The sequence below is a fragment of the Humibacter sp. genome, assembly GCF_051954055.1.
Taxonomy (GTDB): domain Bacteria; phylum Actinomycetota; class Actinomycetes; order Actinomycetales; family Microbacteriaceae; genus Humibacter.
In genome coordinates, this window is the sequence record NZ_JBQCIE010000024.1 from 17,220 (window position 1) to 36,546 (window position 19,327).

Below are 19,327 nucleotides of genomic sequence, written 5' to 3' on the forward strand. Positions count from 1 at the left end.
GACGATGCGCCGATTGAGCCGGTCGAAACCCGCGGTCTGCTCACCACGCATCGCCACCCCCTCCACCGCCCGCCGGCGCGCGGGCGGTCACGCGGTCGCCACGGAAGAGTTCGGCCTGACCTGAGCCGCCCGTCGGAAGCGTCGACAGCGCTGCGGCCAGCCTGGGGTCCTGAGCGGCATCCATCTTCTGCGCGGTGACCGCGTACTCGCTCATCAGGTGCGCGTCGATCGGCGAGGAACCGGCCGGCACCTCTCCGCTGTACGTCTGACGCGTGACCACGATGCGATCGCCTCCACCGCGATCGCCGGCCAGCGGGATGCCGCCGAGCGCCGGCACCAGGTCGTCGGTGTGCTCGACGGCGACGTCGACCGTGGACGACGCGACGTCGACGCCCGCCGTGGGCGAACCGAACGTCACGAGCGCGGGGATGTCGTAGTCGCCCGAGGTCGCGATCGAGGTGGCCACGATGCCGCCCTGCGAGTATCCGACCGGGATGACGGTGTCGCCCGGCCGGACACCCGCCTCCCGCATCGCCTGCTCCGTCGCCCGCAGCGATGCGGGATCGAGTCCCGCCACACCACCGAGGTCGCTCGTGATGTCGAACGGCTCGCGGCCGGCGACGGGGCTGGTGTCCACGGTGCCGCCTACGTAGACGACGTAGGCCGGCTTTCCGTCGCCTCCTGAGTAGCGCTCGACGCGCACCTGCGACGAGTCGGAGCGCGAGGGCGGGATGCGCGAGGCGAGGTCGGCGAACCCGCTGGGCGGAGCGACGGGCCCCGACGAGGTGCGCTGCACCGTCACGGGCGCCTCCTTGAACGCGCCGACCACGCGTCCGGCCCCGACGACAAAGGAAGTGCCTCCGCGCAGTCCGAAGGCGCGAGTGCCGCGATCGTCGGCCAGCGCGGCGAACGGGAGCGGCGCACCCGCGGCGCTGAGCATCCCGTCGTCGGCCGCGGAGACCGCGAACCGGATCGCGGAGACGACCCGCGGATCGCGGAGCAGACTCGCCTTCGATCCGACGGCATGGCCGAGATTCTTCAGGAACGATTGCGGCGAGCCCGCGACGATGCTGCCGATGTTGAAGGCGGCTCCGAGTGTGACGAGCAGCTGCGGCAGTGCGAGCATGCCGGCGAGCGCGGCCAGCGGTGCCAGTCGGCCGAACGCCCAGCCGACGACGGTGCTGAGGTCGGCGATGCGGGCATCCGCATTACGGTCGGCGTCGTCGTACTGGTCGGCGGCCTCGAGCAGCGCACGGGCGAGCCGTTTCGAGTTCGACGCCGCGGAACGGATGTCGGTGGCGGCCACGTGCGTGAGTCGAGCGGCATCCTGCACCGCGATCGACACCAGGGTGGTTCCCGGCGGGAGTCCGGCGCCGAGCGCCAACGCGGGGCGCAGCTCGTGCGCCAGTTCGTCGAGGGTGACGCTCAGTGAGCCGAGGACCGCGTGCGCGGCGAGCAGGGCATCCGAGACGACCTCGGTGCTGCCGCCGGAGATGGTGATGTCGTCGGACATGCGACTCATCCCGCGCTTTCGCTGCGCGCGGCATCCACGCTCGCGGCACGCGGGCCCAGTTGGTCGACAGGGATGACCGCCAGCTCCCGTGCCGCGTGATCGAGCGCAGCGATCGCGTCGCCGATCGAACCGGTCAGTTCGTCGATGCCGGTCTGGAATCGGCGTTGCGCGGCCGATCGCCAGTGCAGGGCACCGGCATCCGGAATCTGCGCGGCGAGCGCGACCAGCTCGGAGCGCACGTAGTCGACGGCCGCCTGCGCGGCTCGCAGTGCCGGCTCGTCCAGACGATCACCTCCTCGAACGAGAAACGATGATGACCAGCCTGGAGCCATCGGGTCGGGCAGCGAGCGCCGACGGCGCCGAATGGGGAGGGAGCCACTCAGCGTCCATCTGGGGAGGGGAGGACGCCGGGCCCGACGCATCCGGCGGTACAGCAGAATGGATGCATGACCTCGGATGCGACCCGGTTCCGCATCTGCTTCGTGTGCAGCGGCAACATCTGCCGATCGCCGATGGCCGAGGTCGTGCTGCGGCAGCTGGCCGCCGACGCCGGGCTCGCCGATCGCCTGGCGATCTCGTCGGCCGGAACGGGCGACTGGCACGTAGGGGAGCAGGCGGATCCACGCGCGGTCGAAGCGCTCACCACGCACGGCTACAACGGCTCGACGCACCGCGCGAGGCAGTTCGATCCCGCATGGTTCGCCGATCTCGACCTCGTCGTCGCGCTCGACCGGAGCCACGAACGCATCCTCAAGGCGTGGGCGGGCGATGACGTCGACCGCAGCAAGGTGCAGCTTCTGCGCAGCTTCGAGACGCCGCGATCCGATTCACTGGATGTGCCCGATCCCTATTATTCCGACCACAGGCTCTTCGCGGCGGTGCTCGGCATGATCGAGCGAGCCGACCGGGCGCTGCTGGCCCAACTGGCGCCCGCACTGACGACTGAGCCGAGAGTGAAGCGAGCTCGCTCGCTTCACCGAGACGATGGAGTCAGTTGAGCGCGCAGCGCGAACACTGCGCCGTCACAACAACAAGGAACGTCATGACCTCGCTTCCCCCTCAGCCGCTCAGCCCGCTCGACGGCCGGTACCGTGCCGCCGTCTCCGAGCTCGGAGACTTCCTCTCCGAGGCCGGCCTGAACCGCGCCCGCGTGCAGGTGGAGGTGGAGTGGCTGCTGTACCTCACCTCGCATCGGATGTTCGGGAGTCAGCCGCTGACGGATGCACAGGCATCCGCTCTGCGCGCCCTCGTCGCCGACTTCGGGCAGGACGAGATCGACCGGCTGGCCACGCTGGAGGCCACCACCCGGCACGACGTGAAGGCGGTCGAGTACCTCGTGCGGGAGAAGCTGCACGAGCTCGGCCTCGACTCGATCGCCGAGCTGACCCACTTCGCGTGCACGAGCGAGGACATCAACAACCTGTCCTACGCGCTGACCGTCTCGGAGGCCGTGCGTGAGGTGTGGCTGCCGATGCTGCGCACCGTGATCGACGCGCTGCGCTCCCGTGCCGTGGAGCTGCGGGATGCCTCGATGCTCGCGCACACGCACGGCCAGCCGGCCACGCCCACCACGATGGGCAAGGAGTTCGCGGTGTTCGTGTACCGGCTCGAGCGCGTCGCGGCGCAGGTGGAGGCGAGCGAGTACCTGGGCAAGTTCAGCGGCGCGACCGGCACGTTCTCCGCGCATCTGGCCGCGGATCCGGATGCCGACTGGCCCACGATCTCGAGGGAGTTCGTGCAGTCGCTCGGCCTCACCTGGAACCCGCTCACCACCCAGATCGAGTCGCACGACTGGCAGGCGGAGCTGTACGGCCGCGTGGCACACGCGAACCGGGTGCTGCACAACCTGGCGACGGATGTCTGGACCTACATCTCGCTCGGCTACTTCCGGCAGATCCCGCAGGCCGGCGCCACTGGGTCGTCCACCATGCCGCACAAGATCAACCCGATCAGGTTCGAGAACGCGGAGGCGAACCTGGAGCTCTCCAGCGCTCTGCTGGACTCACTGGCATCCACGCTCGTCACGAGCCGCCTGCAGCGCGACCTCACCGACTCGACCACGCAGCGCAACATCGGCGTCGCGCTCGGCCACTCGCTGCTCGCGCTCGACAACATCGAGCGCGGACTGCGCGAGATCGCGATCGACGAGGATGCCCTCGCCCGCGACCTCGACGGGAACTGGGAGGTGCTCGGCGAGGCGATCCAGACGGTCATCCGTGCCGAGGTCACCGCAGGACGCTCGTCGATCAGTGATCCTTACGCGCTGCTGAAGGAGCTGACGCGCGGCAAGCGCGTTGATCGCGAGGGGTTGGCGGAGTTCATCCGCACGCTCGACATCGGCGAGGATGCCAAGGCCCGCCTGCTCGCGCTCACACCCGGTTCTTACGCGGGACTGGCCTCGCAGCTGGTCGAGTACGTGGAGCGGTAGCGTCCGTCAGTCGTGCGGGTTGCGCGGACCGGTGTCGGGACCGTCGGGCCCGGCATCCGTTCCGGGGAGCTCCGGATGCTCGCCGTTCTGCTCGGCGAGGTCGCGGCGCTCCTCTTCGTCCGGCTTGAACCCGAGCGCGAACATCGCCAGCACGACGAGCGTCGCGATGAAGGCGACGCCGAAGAAGATCAGCGCGAGGATCGGCTCGCGGGTGGACATCAGCACGATGAGGCCCGCGAACAGCGCCAACACCACGGCGATGCCGAGGAACTCCGCGGGCTTCATGCGGTCGCGCAGGCTCGGCCTGCGGTCCTCTGGGGTGTTGTCGTGCGTCACGCGTGTCTCTCCGAAGCGTTCTGGTCGGTGTCGCCCGCACCGGTGTTCTGGCTGGCGAGCTGCTCGTCGTGCGTCTGCGCGAGCCCGAACTTGATCGTGAACGCGCCGATGCCCACGTACACGCCGACGATCACCGCGTAGGCGCCGAAGAGTCCGACGGCGAGCAGGGAGTCCGGCGGGATGACGAGGAAGACCACGGCGAGGATGACCGTGAGGCCGCCGATGACCATCCAGTCGCGCGACGCGTCGAACCGGCGCCTTGCGCGCCATCCGCAATAGAACTCCGCGAAGCCGGTCAGCAGCGCCCACACGCTCACGCCGTACAGCAGCGCGCCGAGGCCCGCACCGTTCAGCACGAGGGCAGCGATGCCGACCACGACCCCGAGGGCGCCCTGGGCGACGAAGAGCCACTTGGTGAGGGCATCCTTCAGCAGCAGGCCGCCGATGCCGACCACGACGCCCTCGACCAGCGCGTAGCTGCCGAAGACGAGCAGGCCGACGCGCGCCGAGTGCTCGGGGTCGAACGTGATGAATCCGCCGGCGACGAGCGCGACGACGGCGCGCACGAGCGCCACGACCCAGTAACGATCCGGGCTGACGCGCGAGGACGCGGCTGTGCTCACGTGACTTCTTTCGTGCGGATGGGCGGTGCGAACGCATCTTGACAGGCGGTGTCGATTCTACCCGCCGTAGAGCGCAGGCAAGCTGGGAGCGCGGGCGGTCCGATGCCGGCTAGCGGTGTCGCCCGACGGCGACCGTGCCATCCACGTCGTCATCGCGCACGATCGCGGTGGAGAAGCCCGCCGCCTCGAGGATGCCCGCCGTCGCGGATGCCTGCCTCCTGCTGGTCTCGATCAGCACGTATCCGCAGGTCGAGAGCCACTCGAGAGCGCCGGCGGCGACTCGTCGGTGGAGTGCGAGTCCGTCCCCACCGCCGTCGAGCGCAGCGAGCGCCTCGTGTTCGCGCGCTTCCGGCGGCATCAGGCGGATCTCATCCGTGGGCACGTAGGGTGCGTTCGCCACGATGACGTCGACGCGGCCGCGCAGGGAGTCGGGCAGCGGCTCGTAGAGGTCGCCGGTGTAGATGTGGTCTGTGCCCAGAGTGCGTCGTGCGCATTCCGTAGCCGCCTCGTCGATGTCGGCGGCGTACACGGCGGCATCCGTTCGAGCAGCGAGGATGGCCGCGCCGATGGCGCCGGCGCCGCAGCAGAGGTCGAGCACGACGGGCGCGCGGGGTGCGACTCGCAGCGCCTCCCGCACGAGCAGTGTGGTGCGCTGCCGCGGAACGAACACGCCCGGCGCGACGCTGACGCGGAGCCCGCAGAACTCGGCCCAGCCGAGGATGTACTCCAGCGGTTCGCCCGCCACGCGGCGCGCGATGAAGTCCTCGAGCTGAGTTGAATCGGACGCCTCGTCGAGGATGAGCCGCGCCTCGTCCTCCGCGAAGACGCAGCCCGCTGCGCGCAGGCGGGCGACGACGGCGTCGAAGCCGGGGGGTGTGCGGTCGGAGTCGGCGGGCATGGGGCGAGCGTACGGGCTCATGCTCGGTCGTGCGTTCCGTGGTCGCTCAGCCCTGCGGGGCAGGCGTGTACACGACCACGTGCAGGTCGGGATGGTCGGACGGCACGAACTGGTGGTGCTCGAGCGTGATGAGGCCGGCGGTCGGATGCCTGAAGACCCGCTCGCGCGACGCGAATCCCTCGATGTCGTGCGCCGCCCATGCCGAGCGGAACTCCGGGCTCGCCTCCTCGAGACGCGAGACGAGGTCGAGGTAGGCCGGATCGCCGAGGCGAGGACCGGCATCCGCTCGGAATTCGGCGACGAAGCGCCGGCTCGTGACGTCCCAGTCCGGAAGCAGCTCGCGCACGAAGGGGTCGGTGAAGACCAGCCAGAGCAGGTTGCGGTCCTCGGCGCGGGCGGTCGCGACACCGGGGTAGAGCTCGGCGTACGCTGCGTTCCAGCCGGCGATGCGCCAGTCCGCCGTGACCGTGTAGGCGGGGGAGTCGGCGAGCGCATCCATGAAGCGCTGCAGGGCAGGCGGTGCGGTCGCGACGGGTGGCCGTCCGGTTGTGGTGGCAGCCGAATACCCGGCGAGGGACAACAGGTACGCGTGCTCGGTGACGGTGAGGCGCAGGGTGCGGGCGAGGGCATCCAGAACCTGACGGGAGGGATGGATGTCACGCCCCTGCTCGAGCCACGTGTACCAGGTGACGCTCACTCCGCTGAGGTATGAGACCTCCTCGCGGCGGAGGCCTGTGGTGCGGGCGCGTCCGACCGGCGGAAGGCCGGCGTCCGTTCGCGAGAGGTTCTCGCGGCGGGCGCGAAGGAACGCGCCGAGTTCGGCCCTGCCCTTCTCCGCGATTCCCACGGGTCCACACTAGTGCTCGCACTACTAGCACCGAGTAGCGGGTCCGGTGATGGTGTCCAACACCGGATAGCGGGTCCAGTGATGGAGTGGCCGCCGTACGTCACCGGACCCGCTACTCGCTCACTTCTTCACGAACGTCACCGTGTAGGTCTGCGTCGTGCCGTCCACCGCGACGACCTTCACGGTCGCGATCGGATGCCGATCCGTCGCCTGGTCGACGGACACGCTTGCATTCGAGTCCGTCGGCACCGCGACGACGGTCGTCGCCGTGCCGTGCGGCGCAACGACGGTGTACGAGGTCGTCGCCGGATCGAATCCACTCATCGAGGTGTTGGCCACTCGGAGTGCTGCCAGCGTATCGACGGCGGATGGCGCCGGTGCCGCCGCGTTGATCGCGACCTCGGAGATCTTCGTGTAGTAGTTCAGCGAGAGCTCGAGTCGCAGCGCCGTCGTGGTCACGGCCGTGAAGGACACCGGGGTGGTCGCGTCGTTCACGAATCCCGTGACGCCGGTCGCCGTGGTGTCGACCCAGTCGCCTGCGGCGTTCCGGTACTGCACCGTGATCGCCAGTGGCGCGCGCTCGGTCGGCGTGACATCCACCGACCCGACGACGTGCTCGGCGCCGAGCGTGTACGTCAGCGTGTCGGAGCTCATTCCCCCGTTCTTCCAGTCTGACCAGTAGTTCGACGTGCTCACCGTGCCGTCGCAGCTGCGCGACGCGGCATACGACCCCTCGGTGTAACCGGCGGCAACGGTAACCGGGGTGTTCGGCCCGCACAGGTCCGTTGTACCGCCGGAGCCGACCACGATCACATTCAGTGTCGCAGGTAGGTCGACTGCGCCCTGCTCATTCGACGGCACCGTGCCGCTGACCGTGACAACGCCAGGGGACGCGAAGGATGCGTCGCTGAGCGAGCTCCAGTTCCAGGTGGCGGTCGCGGGGAACGTCTGGTCGACGACGTCGCCGATCCTCGCCTGCACCGTGCTCGGCGCAGCGGACTCGACGGATGCCAGAGACGCGCCGGCAGAAACCGTCGCCGAGACCGGGTCGGTCATCACGTACGCCCCGGCGACCACGACGAGCTTCGCCGTGAAGGAGTTGCCGAAGACATCCGTTCCGGTGCCCTTCACGGTGGTGGAACCGGGCTTGCTCCATGCCGCCTGCGGAACGTTCTGCCACGTCACGGCTACGGCCGTCCCCTTGCCCCATGAATAGGTCGGTGTTGCCGTCGCCGGCAGCACCGGCGCCGTTCCGACCGGGGTGGCGACGCTCTGCTGCACGGCCCCGGTCGGAACGACCGAGCGCAGCGACCACGCCTGGTTGGAGCCGCCGTTCGAGCCGTACACACCAACGGGCGACCCGCTCGCTGTCGCCTGGCCGCCGACGTCGAGGGCCGAAGACACCGCCTTGTTGACCAGCGAGTACGTTGCTCCGTCCGTGGTCTGCAGCACCCAGAGTGCGTTCGGGTCGGCCTCGGCGTCGGTCAGAGTCAGGTCGCTGATCGCCGTGCCCGCGCTCGTCGCGGTGAGAACGCCTCCGCTCGGCGTGGTCAGCACGTATTGCTTGGTGGCGTGCTGCTTCGAGTCCTGTACGCGGTGGAACGTCCACTTCTGTGTGGTAGCGGTGCCGGTCGTGGTGGCCGGCGTCGTGATCGTCGTCGCTGAGCCGGAGCCGGATGCCGAGGCATCCGTCAGCGCGAGACCGGACTGCACGCCAGCCAGCTGATACGTGCCACCGTCGCGCACGTCCGGGACAGCACCCGAGACGCCATCGACGACCAGGGTCGTGACGGATCTGGCGGGCACCGTGACGGTGACCGACTTCGACGTGCGGTCGACGGCGACCGGAGCCTGCTTGACGACTCCCGTCGCCTCGATCTGGGCGACGGTGCCGTCGGATGAGGCATCCGGAGCGGTGCTCTGGTACGCGGTCACGGTGGCACCGTTCGCGATCGAGCCGAACTTGGAGAGGTCGATGGTGACCGTCTGTGCGCTCGAGCCCGAGTTCGAATGCACGATCGTCGCAGACCTGCCGTTCTTGGCGATCGCCGCGGTCGACGAGCCGTCGTTGGTCGGGATCAGCCGGTCGCCCGGGTGGATGAAGTTCGTGTAGTTGCGCAGCACGTTGAACTTGGAGTTCAGCTTGATGCCGCAGGCGGGCACACCGGCCGTCGAGCCGCCGTTCGCCGCAACCCGGCGCGCGGAGAGGAAGGCCACCGGATCGCCCTTCGGCGCGGATGACGCGCTCGCGAGCGGGGCGTTCGTCTTCGTGTCGTAGTACCGGCAGTCGAAGTCGACGTAGGCCTCTCCCCAGTTCGACTTCTCGTTGACCTGCATGTTGTAGTAGTCCTCGACCGGCTGCCACAGCACCCACGACACCGGACGCAGACCGTTGAGGTCGCCGTTCATCTGGCTCGCGAATCCGAGCGCGTTCGTCATCGACGACGGGACGAATCCGCTGGAGTCCCAGCTGCCCTCTACCTCGCTCATCCAGAGCTTCTTGTCGGCGCTGGTGGCGCGATCGCGCACCTGGAGCCGTGCGGAGGTGCCGTAAGCGTGCGTGTTGAGCTGGCTCACGGCATCCTTCGCTGCCGTCGGGTAGGAATCCCAGTCGGTGACGAAGAGCGACGTGTTCGTCTCATCCATCGCCGCGATCTTCGTGTCCGACCCGGCAGCCTGCAGCGCGTTCTGCAGCGATGCGATCACGGCCGGCTGCTGGTCGGCCCCGACGTGCATGCCCTCCTGCGCGCCCGGCTTGGGGGTGCCGTTCACGAGCGTGGTGCCCCAGTAGTTCGTGTTCGGCTCGTTGAACGGATCGAGGGTCTGGAAACGGATGCCGTATTCCTTCTCAAGGTGCTCGGTCACCGTCGTGAGGTACTGCGTGTACTTGTCCACGGCGTCGGTGCTCAGCTGCTGTGCGCTGGAGTTGAAGCCGCCCGAGACGTAGCCCGACTCGGTCATGAACCAGGGCGCCGAGTTGGCGAACGCCTCGAGCCCGGTCACGTCTTTGTCGTTCGCGAGCTTCGAGAGCCACCAGCGCTGCGTCGGGTCCTGACTCCAGTCGTAGTACGAGCTGTCGCCGGCGTTGAAGTCGGAGAGGATGGTCGACTTGTTCGCCAGCGTCGTGGTCGCCCCGCCGTAGAGACCGCTGGTCCCCGTCGTGTCGGCCTTCCAGTAGCCGTCGACCGCGCCGCCCTGGCGCATGTAGTCCGGCACATCGCTCGCGTTGCCGGCGCCGATGTTGTAGCGGGCTACGGTGAGGTCGAGCCCGTCCTTGCCGAAGAGCAGGTCGTAGAGCTGGTTCTTCAGCGCGTCGGGGTAGCCGCCGGTCGCGTTCGCGAACCATGCGAGGGATGTGCCCCAGCCCTGGAACGGCTGCGACGCATCCCACGGATTCGGCGTGATCGTCGTCGCGGAGCCGGACGCGTCGGTCGTCGCCGCCTGCGCGCTCGTGGCGGGCGTCAGCCCGCCCACGGCGAGCACTGCGCCGACCGCACCGGCCAGCAGGCCCGCGAGCATGGAGCGACGACGACGCGGATGCCCGGCGACGCGCCCTCGTACGTTGGAGTTCATCTTCGACCTTCCCGAAATCGCGGCGGTGCGATCCCGTTGGTCGATCCTTCGAGGAGCAGCGCCGGCCCGAACGCCCCCTGTCGACGTGAACATGTTTACGTAAACATCAAGGCAAGCACGATCGTAGGGGTGCAGGCCGAAGCGTGTCAATCGATGGAGCGAAGCGCTGCAGACATCTGGTACTCGGACTACTAGCATCCAGGGCGTCTTCCGCTCGCAATGCGGGCACCGCAGCATGTCACCATGCCCGCACTACGCTCTCGCACCGTCACCCATGGCCGCAATATGGCCGGAGCCCGCGCGCTGCTGCGCGCCGCCGGCGTCAAGGGAAGCGACTTCGGCAAGCCGATCGTCGCCGTCGCCAACAGCTTCACCGAGTTCGTGCCTGGGCACACGCACCTGCAGCCGGTCGGTCGCATCGTCTCCGACGCGATCACCGCGGCGGGCGGCATCCCGCGCGAGTTCAACACCATCGCGGTCGACGACGGCATCGCCATGGGGCACGGCGGAATGCTCTACTCGCTGCCGTCGCGCGACCTCATCGCGGACTCGGTCGAGTACATGGTCAACGCGCACTGCGCCGACGCACTGGTCTGCATCTCGAACTGCGACAAGATCACCCCGGGTATGCTCCTGGCCGCGCTGCGGCTGAACATCCCGACGGTGTTCGTCTCCGGCGGTCCGATGGAGTCCGGTCGAGCGGTGCTCGCGAACGGCACCGTGCGCACGCTGGACCTCATCGACGCGATGTCGGAATCCGCGAACGAGAACGTGTCGGATGCCGACCTGCAGCGCATCGAGGAGGCCGCGTGCCCCACGTGCGGCTCGTGCTCCGGCATGTTCACCGCGAACTCGATGAACTGCCTCACGGAGGCGATCGGGCTTTCGCTGCCCGGCAACGGGTCAACGCTCGCCACGCACACTGCACGCCGCGACCTGTACGAGCGTGCCGGCGCCCTCACCGTCGAGATCGCGAAGCGCTGGTACGACGATGACGACGCATCCGTGCTGCCGCGCAGCATCGCCACGCCCGCGGCGTTCGGCAACGCCATGGCGCTGGACATCGCGATGGGCGGCTCGACGAACACGATCCTGCACCTGCTTGCTGCCGCGCACGAGGCCGGTGTCGACTTCGGGCTGAACGAGATCGATGCTCTCTCCCGCCGGGTGCCGTGCCTGGCGAAGGTGGCGCCGAACGTCGCGGCCACGCGTACGTACTACATGGAGGACGTGCACCGCGCGGGCGGCATCCCCGCGATCCTCGGCGAGCTGCGACGCGGCGGACTGCTCGACGAGAGTGTGCACTCGGTGCACTCGAACTCGCTCGGCGAGTGGCTGGACGAGTGGGATGTCCGCAGCGGCAAGGCATCGGACGCCGCGTTCGAGCTGTGGCACGCCGCGCCCGGTGGCGTGCGGTCGTCGTCGGCGTTCTCGCAGTCCGAGCGCTGGGAGGAGCTCGACACGGATGCCGCGGGCGGCTGCATCCGCGACATGGAGCACGCGTACACCGCCGACGGTGGCCTGGCGGTGCTGCGCGGCAACCTGGCCGAGAACGGTGCCGTCGTCAAGACCGCCGGTGTCGACGCATCCATCCACACGTTCGCCGGGACCGCGGTCGTCTTCGACTCGCAGGAGGCGGCGTGCGAGGGCATCCTCGGCAAGAGGGTGAAGGAGGGCGACGTCGTCGTCATCCGCTACGAAGGGCCGCGCGGCGGGCCCGGCATGCAGGAGATGCTCTACCCGACCTCGTTCCTCAAGGGACGCGGACTCGGCAAGGCGTGCGCGCTCATCACGGACGGCCGCTTCTCGGGCGGCACGTCGGGCCTGTCGATCGGGCACGTCTCGCCCGAAGCGGCGGCAGGGGGCACGATCGCACTCGTCGAGGACGGCGACCGCATCGTGATCGACATCCCGAGCAGGGCGATCACGCTCGACGTGCCCGAGACGGTTCTGGATGACCGCCGTCGCGCCATCGAAGACGCAGGTGGTTACCGTCCGGTCGGCCGCGAACGGGTGGTGTCGCCCGCGCTGCGTGCCTATGCGCTGATGGCCACCTCTGCCGACACGGGCGCGGTGCGCGACGTGGATGCCGTAGAGGCTGCGGTCGCCGCAACGCGGACGCCCGCGCCGGTAGGGGTGTAGTCAGCCCTACCCTCGTAGGGGTCCCCCATCGAAACGAGGTGTCGTGTCTGATTCCCCAGCCGAGCTGCGCGTGGCGCGCGGCGGCATGCTGCTGATCGGACTGCTGCTGATCGCGGCCAACCTGCGCGCGGCGATCACGTCGGTGGGGCCGGTGCTGGGCGACATCCGCAGCGATCTCGGGATCGGCGCTGTCACGGCATCCGTGCTCATCTCGATCCCGCTGGTCGCGTTCGGCGTGTTCTCGCCGGTCGCGCCCGTGCTTGCCGCCAAGTTCGGCATCGAGCGCACACTCGGCGGCGCGCTCATCGTGCTCGCGGTGGGCATCGTCGCCCGGTCCTGGCCCGGCCTCGTCACGCTCTGGGCCGGCACCGTGCTGCTCGGCCTCGCGATCGCCGTGCTCAACGTGCTGCTTCCGGCGCTCGTCAAGCGCGACTACCCGAACCGGGTCGGCTCGGTCACCGGGACGTACTCCGCCGTGCAGTCCGGCATCGCGGCCATCGCGGCCGGAGTCGCGGTCCCGATCGCGGATGTCGCACCGCACGGCTGGCGTCTCTCGCTGGGCATCTGGGCGGGGCTGGCGCTCATCGCGTTCGCCGTGTTCCTTCCGCAGTTGCGGAACGGGCCGGAGCGGATGCGTGTGCCGTCGGAGGCGGCTCCCGCCCGTCCAGTCGCGCGCTCGTACCGCTCGCCGTGGGGTGCCGCACTCGCCTGGCAGGTGACGCTGTTCATGGGTCTGCAGTCGACCATCTACTACACGGTGGTCACGTGGTGGCCGTCGGTGGAGCAGGCATCCGGAGTCTCCGCCGCCGTCGCAGGGTGGCATCAGTTCGCGTACCAGATGTTCGGGCTGCTCGGCACGGTGCTGTGCGCCGCGACCATCAACCGCATGCGCGACCAGCGCACGATCGCGGTGGGGGTGAGCGTGCTGATGTTCGTGGGCATCCTCGGACAGCTGACCGCGCCGGCGCTCGGCCTGCTCTGGATCGCGCTCGTCGGACTCGGCTCCGGCGGATCCATCGTGCTCGCCCTCGCCCTGCTCGGCCTGCGCACGCACCACCACGGCCAGTCCGCCGCGCTCTCGGGCATGGCCCAGTCGATCGGCTATCTGCTCGCCGCGACCGGACCGATCGTGATCAGCGTCCTGCACGACGCCAGTGGCGCGTGGGCCGTGCCGCTCATCGTGATGCTCGGCGTCATCGTCGTGCAGGTCGTGTTCGGCGTGCTCGGATCGCGCAACCGGCTGCTGCCGTTGCGTGCGTGAGCGATAGCCCCTGCCGTTGACGTTCCGCTGCCCCGAATTGCGGGTGTGCCGCGGAATACCCGCAATTCGCGTCCGGCGAAGCGGCCGGCGCAACGGGTGCTCAGCGCACGCGGCGGTCGTGCGCAAGCTCGATGAGACGGCCAAGCACGTCGCCCGCGCGCAGGCCGTTGTGTTCGAACTCGCTCGTCACCCACGGCCGCACGCGCGGCAGTAGTGCGGCGGTCTCGAGCGAGAACTCCAGCGGCACGTAGACGTCGTTCACGTATACGGCGGCGGCGCCGCGCACACCGGATGCCTGCAACGCGTCCGCGTCGTAGAGTCGCGGCCACTCGACGTCCGCGATCCGTAGGGCCGTCTCCCGCCACGGCGCCAGCTCGGGCACGGTGTCGAGCCATTCCCGTCGCACGTGCTCCCCGGTGAGAAGCGTCGGGTCGACCGCGAAGTCGTCCGGCTCGACGCGCTCCGCGGACCAGCGGGTGGGCTGCCCGTCCGCGTAGCTGGACTCGTGGATGACGTAGTACAGCGGGTTGCGCGCGCTGAACGGGAGCGCCGACGCGAGGTCGTGGCGGAACGCGTTGGTGCCCGCGTCCTGCTGCAGCAGCGACCACAGCGTCTGCCATCCGTCGTTCGTTCCCAGCAGCATCCCGAGCGAGCGTAGCCGCGACACCGAGACGACCTCACCGCTGGGAAGTTCGATGCGACCGTCGGCGGCGAGGTCGGTGAGGCGGCGCATCCGGTCACGATGCTCCGGAAAGCGGCGGTAGTAGGCCAGCGACGCGGCACGCATCTTGTCGTAGGTGAGCGAGTAGACGTCATCCGGATGCCTGCCGACGGCGGTCAGGCCGCCGGTGAAGTACACGGTGTCGAGGGATGCCGCGTGCGTGGAGAGGTACGCCACGGTCGTGAACCCGCCGAACGACTGTCCGAGCACGTTCCACTGCGACGCGCCGAGGTGCTCGCGCATCGCCTCGCAGTCGCGCACGATCGAGTCGGCGCGCAGGTGCGTGAGGTGTTCGGCGAGCGCATCGGCACCGCGGGCGAGGTCAGCGTCGCCGATCGGCGTGGAGCGTCCGGTGCCTCGCTGGTCGAGCATGACGAGGCGGTAGTGCTGCAGCGCCGCATCGAGCCACGACGGCGCACTCGGCGCGTGAAACGGCACCGGCGCCTCGTGGCCGGGACCGCCCTGAAGATAGACCAGGTACGGCAGCCGCTCGCCGCCCTCTCGCGCGACGACGGATGCCGTCACCTCGATGGTGCGAGCATCCGCCGCGTCGTCCCACACGAGCGGGACCGAGATGGTGTGCTCGTCGACGGTGAGGTCCTGCATGCGTCTCGTCGTGACCATGCTGCGAGTCTATGGTCGCGTCGACCGGCGCTTCCCGACGTCGAGGTCCCGCCGTCAGCAGCGGACTACACGGTGAAACCAGCGGCCGGCCAGGACGGATGCTCGTGCGGCGGCACGCTGAAGATGCGCGAGTAGATGTCGTCGATGACGGCATTCTTGTCGAGGTTGTACGAGTCCGGGTCATCGACCGTCTCGACAGCGAGTCGTCGCTTCGCGGCGGCGTAGAGGTCGCGGTCGTCGGGATGCGAGCGCAACCAGTCGCGGAACAAGAGGTGCCGGAGCGGCTCGGGAGTTCCGGCCTGGAACACGTGCACGTTGACGCCGCCGCCGGTGCGCACGAGCATCCGATGTCCGTTCCACCACGGCTCGCGCAGCACATGGCGGTAGCCGGCGGCGTTCAGCGCGGGAACGTAGGCGGCCTCGTTGGACGAGTCGGGAACCTGCACATCGATATCGATGATCGGCTTGGCCGGCAGCTCGGGCACCGACGTCGATCCGACGTGCTCGATACGCACGATGAGGTCGCCGAGCGCGTCCGCGATCTTCGTCCGCTCACGCTCATACTCCGCCGGCCAGGCGGGGTCGGGCTCGACGATGACGATCGGGTCGAAGGCGGCGGGCGGACCGTCGACCCAGCGGATGTCCTGCTGGTCCTCGTCTCCGAGCTGCCGGCGGACGAGCTCCTCCGGGTACTTCTCCTCGTGCTGCGTGCGCACTCCGACCTCCTGTTTCCGTGTCCGCTCCGAACGAACAAAGTCCACCAGGCTACGACTCCGCGAGTGCCGGCTGCAAGCATCCGTCGACGTCGACGTCGACGCCCGCGGCCCGGACGCCGCTGCGAGGATGTCACGGTGACGTACGACGCGACGGAGACCACAACGGACTACTCCGCGGTGCGAGTGAGGATGCACGCGAACGCCCGGTTCGAGGCGTTCGTCGCCGCGTTCGAGCAGGCCGTGCCCGAGTTGTCGCAGGCGGATGCCCTCGCACGGCTCGCCGAGGACGGGGACTGGTCCGCATTCACCCGCGGCCTGCTGTGGGAGGCACCGAGCGGGTTCGTGCGCGTCTGGTCGTGGTCGCCGTCTGACCTGATGCGCCATGCCGGCAACGCCACGCCGAGCGCGGTCTGGCTGATCGTGAACCACGCGATCGGGGCACGCCTCTTCCGCCACGACCCGGCCGCCATGCTGTACTCGCCGCTTCGCCTCGAGGCTCACGCCGCGCCGGATGCCGGCACCATCCTGAGCTTCGACGTTCCGAGTGCACGACTGCGCGGGTTCGGCATCAACAAGGTCACGCAGGCCGGCGCCGAACTCGACCGAGCGCTCGGCGACCTGCTCGAGGACCTCGGGCTCCCGCGGCCGGCCGCGTTGCGTCGCTGAGGCCGCTGCGTCAGCGACGCGGACGCACGGTGAGGCCCTGTGCGCACGTGCCGATGACGCGGCTCTCGTCGTGCAGCACGGTCTGCGTGACGCCCAGGCCGCTCACTCCGTACGCGACGGTGGTGTCGAACCCGAGCCACTCGCCCTGCGGCTCCGCGAACAGGTGCGCGGTCAGGTCGATGTTGGGGAACAGCACATCCTGCGGCGCGAACCGCGGCGTGATGCCGTTGGCGATGTCGAGGATGCTCAGCAGCCGTCCCGTCGCACTCACCGGCTCTCCCTCGAGCAGCGGCACACGCGGGCGCAGCCACACCTGCGCGCGGCCCTGCTCCAGGCGCTTGCCGTGCACGTCGACGGTGCGCACGAACTCGCCGGGCCAGGCGTCGAACCCGCGCCAGTCCTCGAGCTCCTCGCGAGAAGGCATCGACGGGAACGCGTTCCCGGCAAGCGCCTCCGTGTCGTGCCTGGCCATCATCCACGCGCGCAGGATGACGGATGCCCGCCCGCCGTGGCTCATCGTCGCCTCGACGAGCTCGACGGTGCGGCCGGGTCGCAGCATCCGTGTCTCGATCTCCACCACGTCGATCGGCATCGTGCCGAGGATGTCGAACGACAGCCGGCCGAGCTGCAGCCCGTCGGCGAGACGCCCGGCGAACGCGCGCTCGACGACGTGCGTGAGCAGGCCGAGCGCCGGGGCGATGTGCTGCTCCATCGGATCCCACGCTCCGCCCACCGCCTCCGTTGCACGGAAACGGGAGTCGTCGAGGCGTTCGAAGTAAGCGGTCACCTAAGGGATCGTAACGAGGCGGCTCACCATTTCCCGCCGGGAGTGGTCAGGATCACCAGCTGCTGCGTCGCCCTCGTCATCGCGACATAACGGTCGACCGCGCCCTCGATGCCGTCGCCGAAGCGGTCGGGTTCGACCAGCACCACGAGGTCGAACTCGAGGCCCTTCACGTGCTCCGGGCTGAGCGAGCGGACCCGCGCGCTGCCCTCGAACGAGGCGTCGCCGATCACGCACGCCACGCCCTCCGCGTGCTCGGCCGCCCAGGTGTCGACGACGCCGCGCAGCTGGGACGCGGATGCCCGCACCACCGGACGCCCGCCGTGACGGATCGAGACCGGCACGTTCGCATCCGGGATCGCGGCGCGGATTACCGGCTCGGCGGCATCCATCACCTCCTGCGGCGTGCGGTAGTTGATGCTCAGCGACGCCTGTACCGCCTCGCCCAGCCCGACGCGCGCCAACCGCTGGTGCCACGACTCGGTGAAGCCGTGCCGCGCCTGCGCCCGGTCGCCCACGATCGTGAGGCTGCGCGACGGGCAGCGCTGCAGCAGCATGCGCCACTCGGCGTCGGTGAGCTCTTGCGCCTCGTCGACGATCACGTGCGCGAACGGGCCGGCGAGTGCGTCCGGATCCGCTGCCGGCAGCGCCGCCTCATCGACCAATGCGTTCTGGAGGTCCTGTCCGCGCAGCATGGTCATGACGAGCATCTCGGAGTCGTCCGAGGCGATCAGGTCTTCCGTGATGCGCTCACGCTGCTCCCGCTCCGCAGCGAGCGCGGCCCCGCGTTCGCGGGCGCGGCGGGTGGCATCCGGGTCACCGATGCGCAGCCGGGCGGCGTCGAGCAGCGGGAGGTCGGGGACGGTCCAGGCGCGGGCATCCGCGCGCTCCAGCATCCTCACCTCGGCGTCGTCGAGCCAGGGAGCGCACAGCCGCAGGTACGCGGGCACCGACCACAGGTCGCCGACCACGCCGGCCGGGTCGAGCAGCGGCCACGCCTTCGCGAACGCCCCGGACAGGGCGTCATCGCCGGCCAGATAGCGGCGCAGCTGGTGCGGAGGCACCTCGTCGTCGTCGAGCTGGTCGACCAGGATCTCGAGCAGGGCATCCCACACCTGCTGTCTTGCTTCGTTGTGCGGCTCGCTGGGCTCAGCGGAGTCGAACGCCTCGGCCCACTCGGCCGCACCCAGCTCCGTGTCGCCCCACGGCGTCTCGACCACGAGGTCGGCGGTCGGCGGCTGCTCGTAGTACTTCACGGCAGCCTCGACGGCGTCGACGAGCCGAGCGGATGCCTTCAGCCGCGCCACCCGGCGGTCGCGTTCATCCGACGCGAAACCGCCCTCTGGCACGAGGTCGCGCAGCGTGCAGATGCGCACGCTGTCCTCGCCCAGGCTGGGTAGAACGTTGTCCACGTATTCGAGGTATGCCTGGTGCGGGCCGACGAACAGCACGCCTCCGCCCGCGCCGCCGATGCGCGGCTCGGAGTACAACAGGTAGGCGGCACGGTGCAGCGCGACGACGGTCTTGCCGGTTCCCGGGCCGCCGTCGACCACCAACGGGCCGTGGGAGTCGGCCCGGATGATGGCATCCTGATCCGATTGGATGGTGCTCAGCACGTCGCGCATGCGCGGCGAACGGGTGCCGTCGAGGCTCGCGATGAATGCGGACTGGTCGTCGAGCGCGGCCTTGTGTTCCAGTCCTTCGGCCGTGAACACCTCGTCCCAGTAGTCGGTGATGCGGCCCTTGCTCCATCGGTAGCGTCGACGGCTCGCGAGGCCCATCGGGTTCGCGTGCGTGGCGGCGAAGAACGGCTCGGATGCCGGTGCCCGCCAGTCCACCAGCAGCCGGCGTCCGTCGTCGTCGGTGAGACCGAGCCGCCCGATGTAGATCGGCTCGCCGCCGTCGGTGGCCACCATGCGGCCGAGGCAGAGGTCGAGTCCGAAGCGACGCAGCAGCCGCAATCGGGACGCCAGGCGGCGGATCTCCAGGTCGCGGTCCATCGCCTGCTGGCCGACGCCGCCGGGCTCCCGCCGAGCGGTGACGAGCCGGGCCTGGAGGTCGGCGAGCTGGCGGTCGAGTGTTCGCCGCAGGGCAGCGAAGTGCTCCTCGTCGGCGCCGATCAGCGCCTGGTCCGCTTTCGCCGCGAGTCGACCGGGGAGCGCGAACGCGCTCGCGTGTGTCGTGGTCATCCGTAG

The 19,327-nt window shown here is 69.6% G+C and carries 16 protein-coding genes; 5 read left to right on the forward strand and 11 right to left on the reverse strand.

From position 1 onward, the window contains the following. Positions 1-40 precede the first annotated feature (40 nt). Positions 41-1,513 carry a hypothetical protein gene (locus ACTHNC_RS03050; RefSeq protein ID WP_440293123.1) on the reverse strand — a complete coding sequence of 491 codons (1,473 nt, stop codon included), beginning with the start codon at positions 1,511-1,513 and terminating at the stop codon, positions 41-43. Positions 1,514-1,518: 5 nt separating this feature from the next. After that, positions 1,519-1,845, reverse strand: coding sequence for a hypothetical protein (locus ACTHNC_RS03055; protein WP_440293124.1), 327 nt, complete (start codon positions 1,843-1,845; stop codon positions 1,519-1,521). A 114-nt stretch (positions 1,846-1,959) separates the two neighbouring features. Here ACTHNC_RS03055 and ACTHNC_RS03060 point away from each other — a divergent pair, with 114 nt between their 5' ends. Together ACTHNC_RS03060 and purB are read left to right on the forward strand one after the other, a co-directional pair. Next, positions 1,960-2,511, forward strand: coding sequence for a low molecular weight protein-tyrosine-phosphatase (locus ACTHNC_RS03060; RefSeq protein ID WP_440293125.1), 552 nt, complete (start codon positions 1,960-1,962; stop codon positions 2,509-2,511). Positions 2,512-2,555: 44 nt separating this feature from the next. Beyond that, positions 2,556-3,941 carry an adenylosuccinate lyase gene (gene purB / locus ACTHNC_RS03065; RefSeq protein WP_440293126.1) on the forward strand — a complete coding sequence of 462 codons (1,386 nt, stop codon included), beginning with the start codon at positions 2,556-2,558 and terminating at the stop codon, positions 3,939-3,941. Positions 3,942-3,947: 6 nt separating this feature from the next. Here purB and ACTHNC_RS03070 read toward each other — a convergent pair whose 3' ends face one another. The 5 genes from ACTHNC_RS03070 to ACTHNC_RS03090 form a co-directional block, all read right to left on the reverse strand. After that, complete coding sequence (locus tag ACTHNC_RS03070) at positions 3,948-4,277, reverse strand: hypothetical protein (protein WP_440293127.1); 330 nt, start codon at positions 4,275-4,277, stop codon at positions 3,948-3,950. After that, positions 4,274-4,900 carry an HdeD family acid-resistance protein gene (locus ACTHNC_RS03075; RefSeq protein WP_440293128.1) on the reverse strand — a complete coding sequence of 209 codons (627 nt, stop codon included), beginning with the start codon at positions 4,898-4,900 and terminating at the stop codon, positions 4,274-4,276. Before ACTHNC_RS03075 ends, ACTHNC_RS03070 begins: the two co-directional genes overlap by 4 nt. Positions 4,901-5,009: 109 nt before the next feature. After that, complete coding sequence (locus tag ACTHNC_RS03080; RefSeq protein WP_440293129.1) at positions 5,010-5,798, reverse strand: putative protein N(5)-glutamine methyltransferase; 789 nt, start codon at positions 5,796-5,798, stop codon at positions 5,010-5,012. 46 nt (positions 5,799-5,844) lie between these two features. Continuing rightward, a complete protein-coding gene (locus tag ACTHNC_RS03085; protein ID WP_440293149.1) occupies positions 5,845-6,639 on the reverse strand; it encodes a helix-turn-helix transcriptional regulator in 795 nt (264 codons plus the stop codon). Positions 6,640-6,765: 126 nt separating this feature from the next. Beyond that, positions 6,766-10,218: an RICIN domain-containing protein gene (locus tag ACTHNC_RS03090; RefSeq protein WP_440293130.1), complete on the reverse strand. Its 3,453-nt coding sequence runs from the start codon at positions 10,216-10,218 to the stop codon at positions 6,766-6,768. A gap of 243 nt (positions 10,219-10,461) precedes the next feature. Here ACTHNC_RS03090 and ilvD point away from each other — a divergent pair, with 243 nt between their 5' ends. Together ilvD and ACTHNC_RS03100 are read left to right on the forward strand one after the other, a co-directional pair. After that, positions 10,462-12,360, forward strand: a complete 1,899-nt coding sequence (gene ilvD, locus ACTHNC_RS03095) for a dihydroxy-acid dehydratase (RefSeq protein ID WP_440293131.1) — start codon at positions 10,462-10,464, stop codon at positions 12,358-12,360. A gap of 43 nt (positions 12,361-12,403) precedes the next feature. Next, entirely contained in the window at positions 12,404-13,621 is a 1,218-nt protein-coding gene (locus tag ACTHNC_RS03100; protein WP_440293132.1) for an MFS transporter, read from the forward strand. A 100-nt stretch (positions 13,622-13,721) separates the two neighbouring features. Here the strand turns inward: ACTHNC_RS03100 and ACTHNC_RS03105 are convergent, their stop codons facing one another. Beyond that, entirely contained in the window at positions 13,722-14,966 is a 1,245-nt protein-coding gene (locus ACTHNC_RS03105) for an alpha/beta fold hydrolase (RefSeq protein ID WP_440293133.1), read from the reverse strand. 65 nt (positions 14,967-15,031) lie between these two features. Next, a complete protein-coding gene (locus tag ACTHNC_RS03110; RefSeq protein ID WP_440293134.1) occupies positions 15,032-15,682 on the reverse strand; it encodes a GrpB family protein in 651 nt (216 codons plus the stop codon). Between the two features lie 135 nt (positions 15,683-15,817). Here ACTHNC_RS03110 and ACTHNC_RS03115 point away from each other — a divergent pair, with 135 nt between their 5' ends. Then, positions 15,818-16,348 (forward strand): hypothetical protein, encoded by a 531-nt coding sequence (locus ACTHNC_RS03115; RefSeq protein ID WP_440293135.1) that lies wholly within the window; start codon positions 15,818-15,820, stop codon positions 16,346-16,348. A gap of 10 nt (positions 16,349-16,358) precedes the next feature. Here the strand turns inward: ACTHNC_RS03115 and ACTHNC_RS03120 are convergent, their stop codons facing one another. Together ACTHNC_RS03120 and helR are read right to left on the reverse strand one after the other, a co-directional pair. Next, on the reverse strand, positions 16,359-17,135 hold the full coding sequence (locus ACTHNC_RS03120; protein ID WP_440293136.1) for a thioesterase family protein: 777 nt from the start codon (positions 17,133-17,135) through the stop codon (positions 16,359-16,361). Between the two features lie 23 nt (positions 17,136-17,158). Then, positions 17,159-19,321, reverse strand: coding sequence for an RNA polymerase recycling motor ATPase HelR (gene helR, locus ACTHNC_RS03125; RefSeq protein ID WP_440293137.1), 2,163 nt, complete (start codon positions 19,319-19,321; stop codon positions 17,159-17,161). Positions 19,322-19,327: the final 6 nt, after the last annotated feature.

What these genes read in the sequence shown, in the direction of transcription:
- ACTHNC_RS03050 (WP_440293123.1), bottom strand. Translation starts at nt 1,513, where the DNA reads ATGTCCGACGACATCACCATCTCCGGCGGCAGCACCGAGGTCGTCTCG.
- ACTHNC_RS03055 (WP_440293124.1), bottom strand. Translation starts at nt 1,845, where the DNA reads ATGGCTCCAGGCTGGTCATCATCGTTTCTCGTTCGAGGAGGTGATCGT.
- ACTHNC_RS03060 (WP_440293125.1), top strand. Translation starts at nt 1,960, where the DNA reads ATGACCTCGGATGCGACCCGGTTCCGCATCTGCTTCGTGTGCAGCGGC.
- purB (WP_440293126.1), top strand. Translation starts at nt 2,556, where the DNA reads ATGACCTCGCTTCCCCCTCAGCCGCTCAGCCCGCTCGACGGCCGGTAC.
- ACTHNC_RS03080 (WP_440293129.1), bottom strand. Translation starts at nt 5,798, where the DNA reads ATGCCCGCCGACTCCGACCGCACACCCCCCGGCTTCGACGCCGTCGTC.
- ACTHNC_RS03090 (WP_440293130.1), bottom strand. Translation starts at nt 10,218, where the DNA reads ATGAACTCCAACGTACGAGGGCGCGTCGCCGGGCATCCGCGTCGTCGT.
- ilvD (WP_440293131.1), top strand. Translation starts at nt 10,462, where the DNA reads ATGCCCGCACTACGCTCTCGCACCGTCACCCATGGCCGCAATATGGCC.
- ACTHNC_RS03105 (WP_440293133.1), bottom strand. Translation starts at nt 14,966, where the DNA reads ATGGTCACGACGAGACGCATGCAGGACCTCACCGTCGACGAGCACACC.
- helR (WP_440293137.1), bottom strand. Translation starts at nt 19,321, where the DNA reads ATGACCACGACACACGCGAGCGCGTTCGCGCTCCCCGGTCGACTCGCG.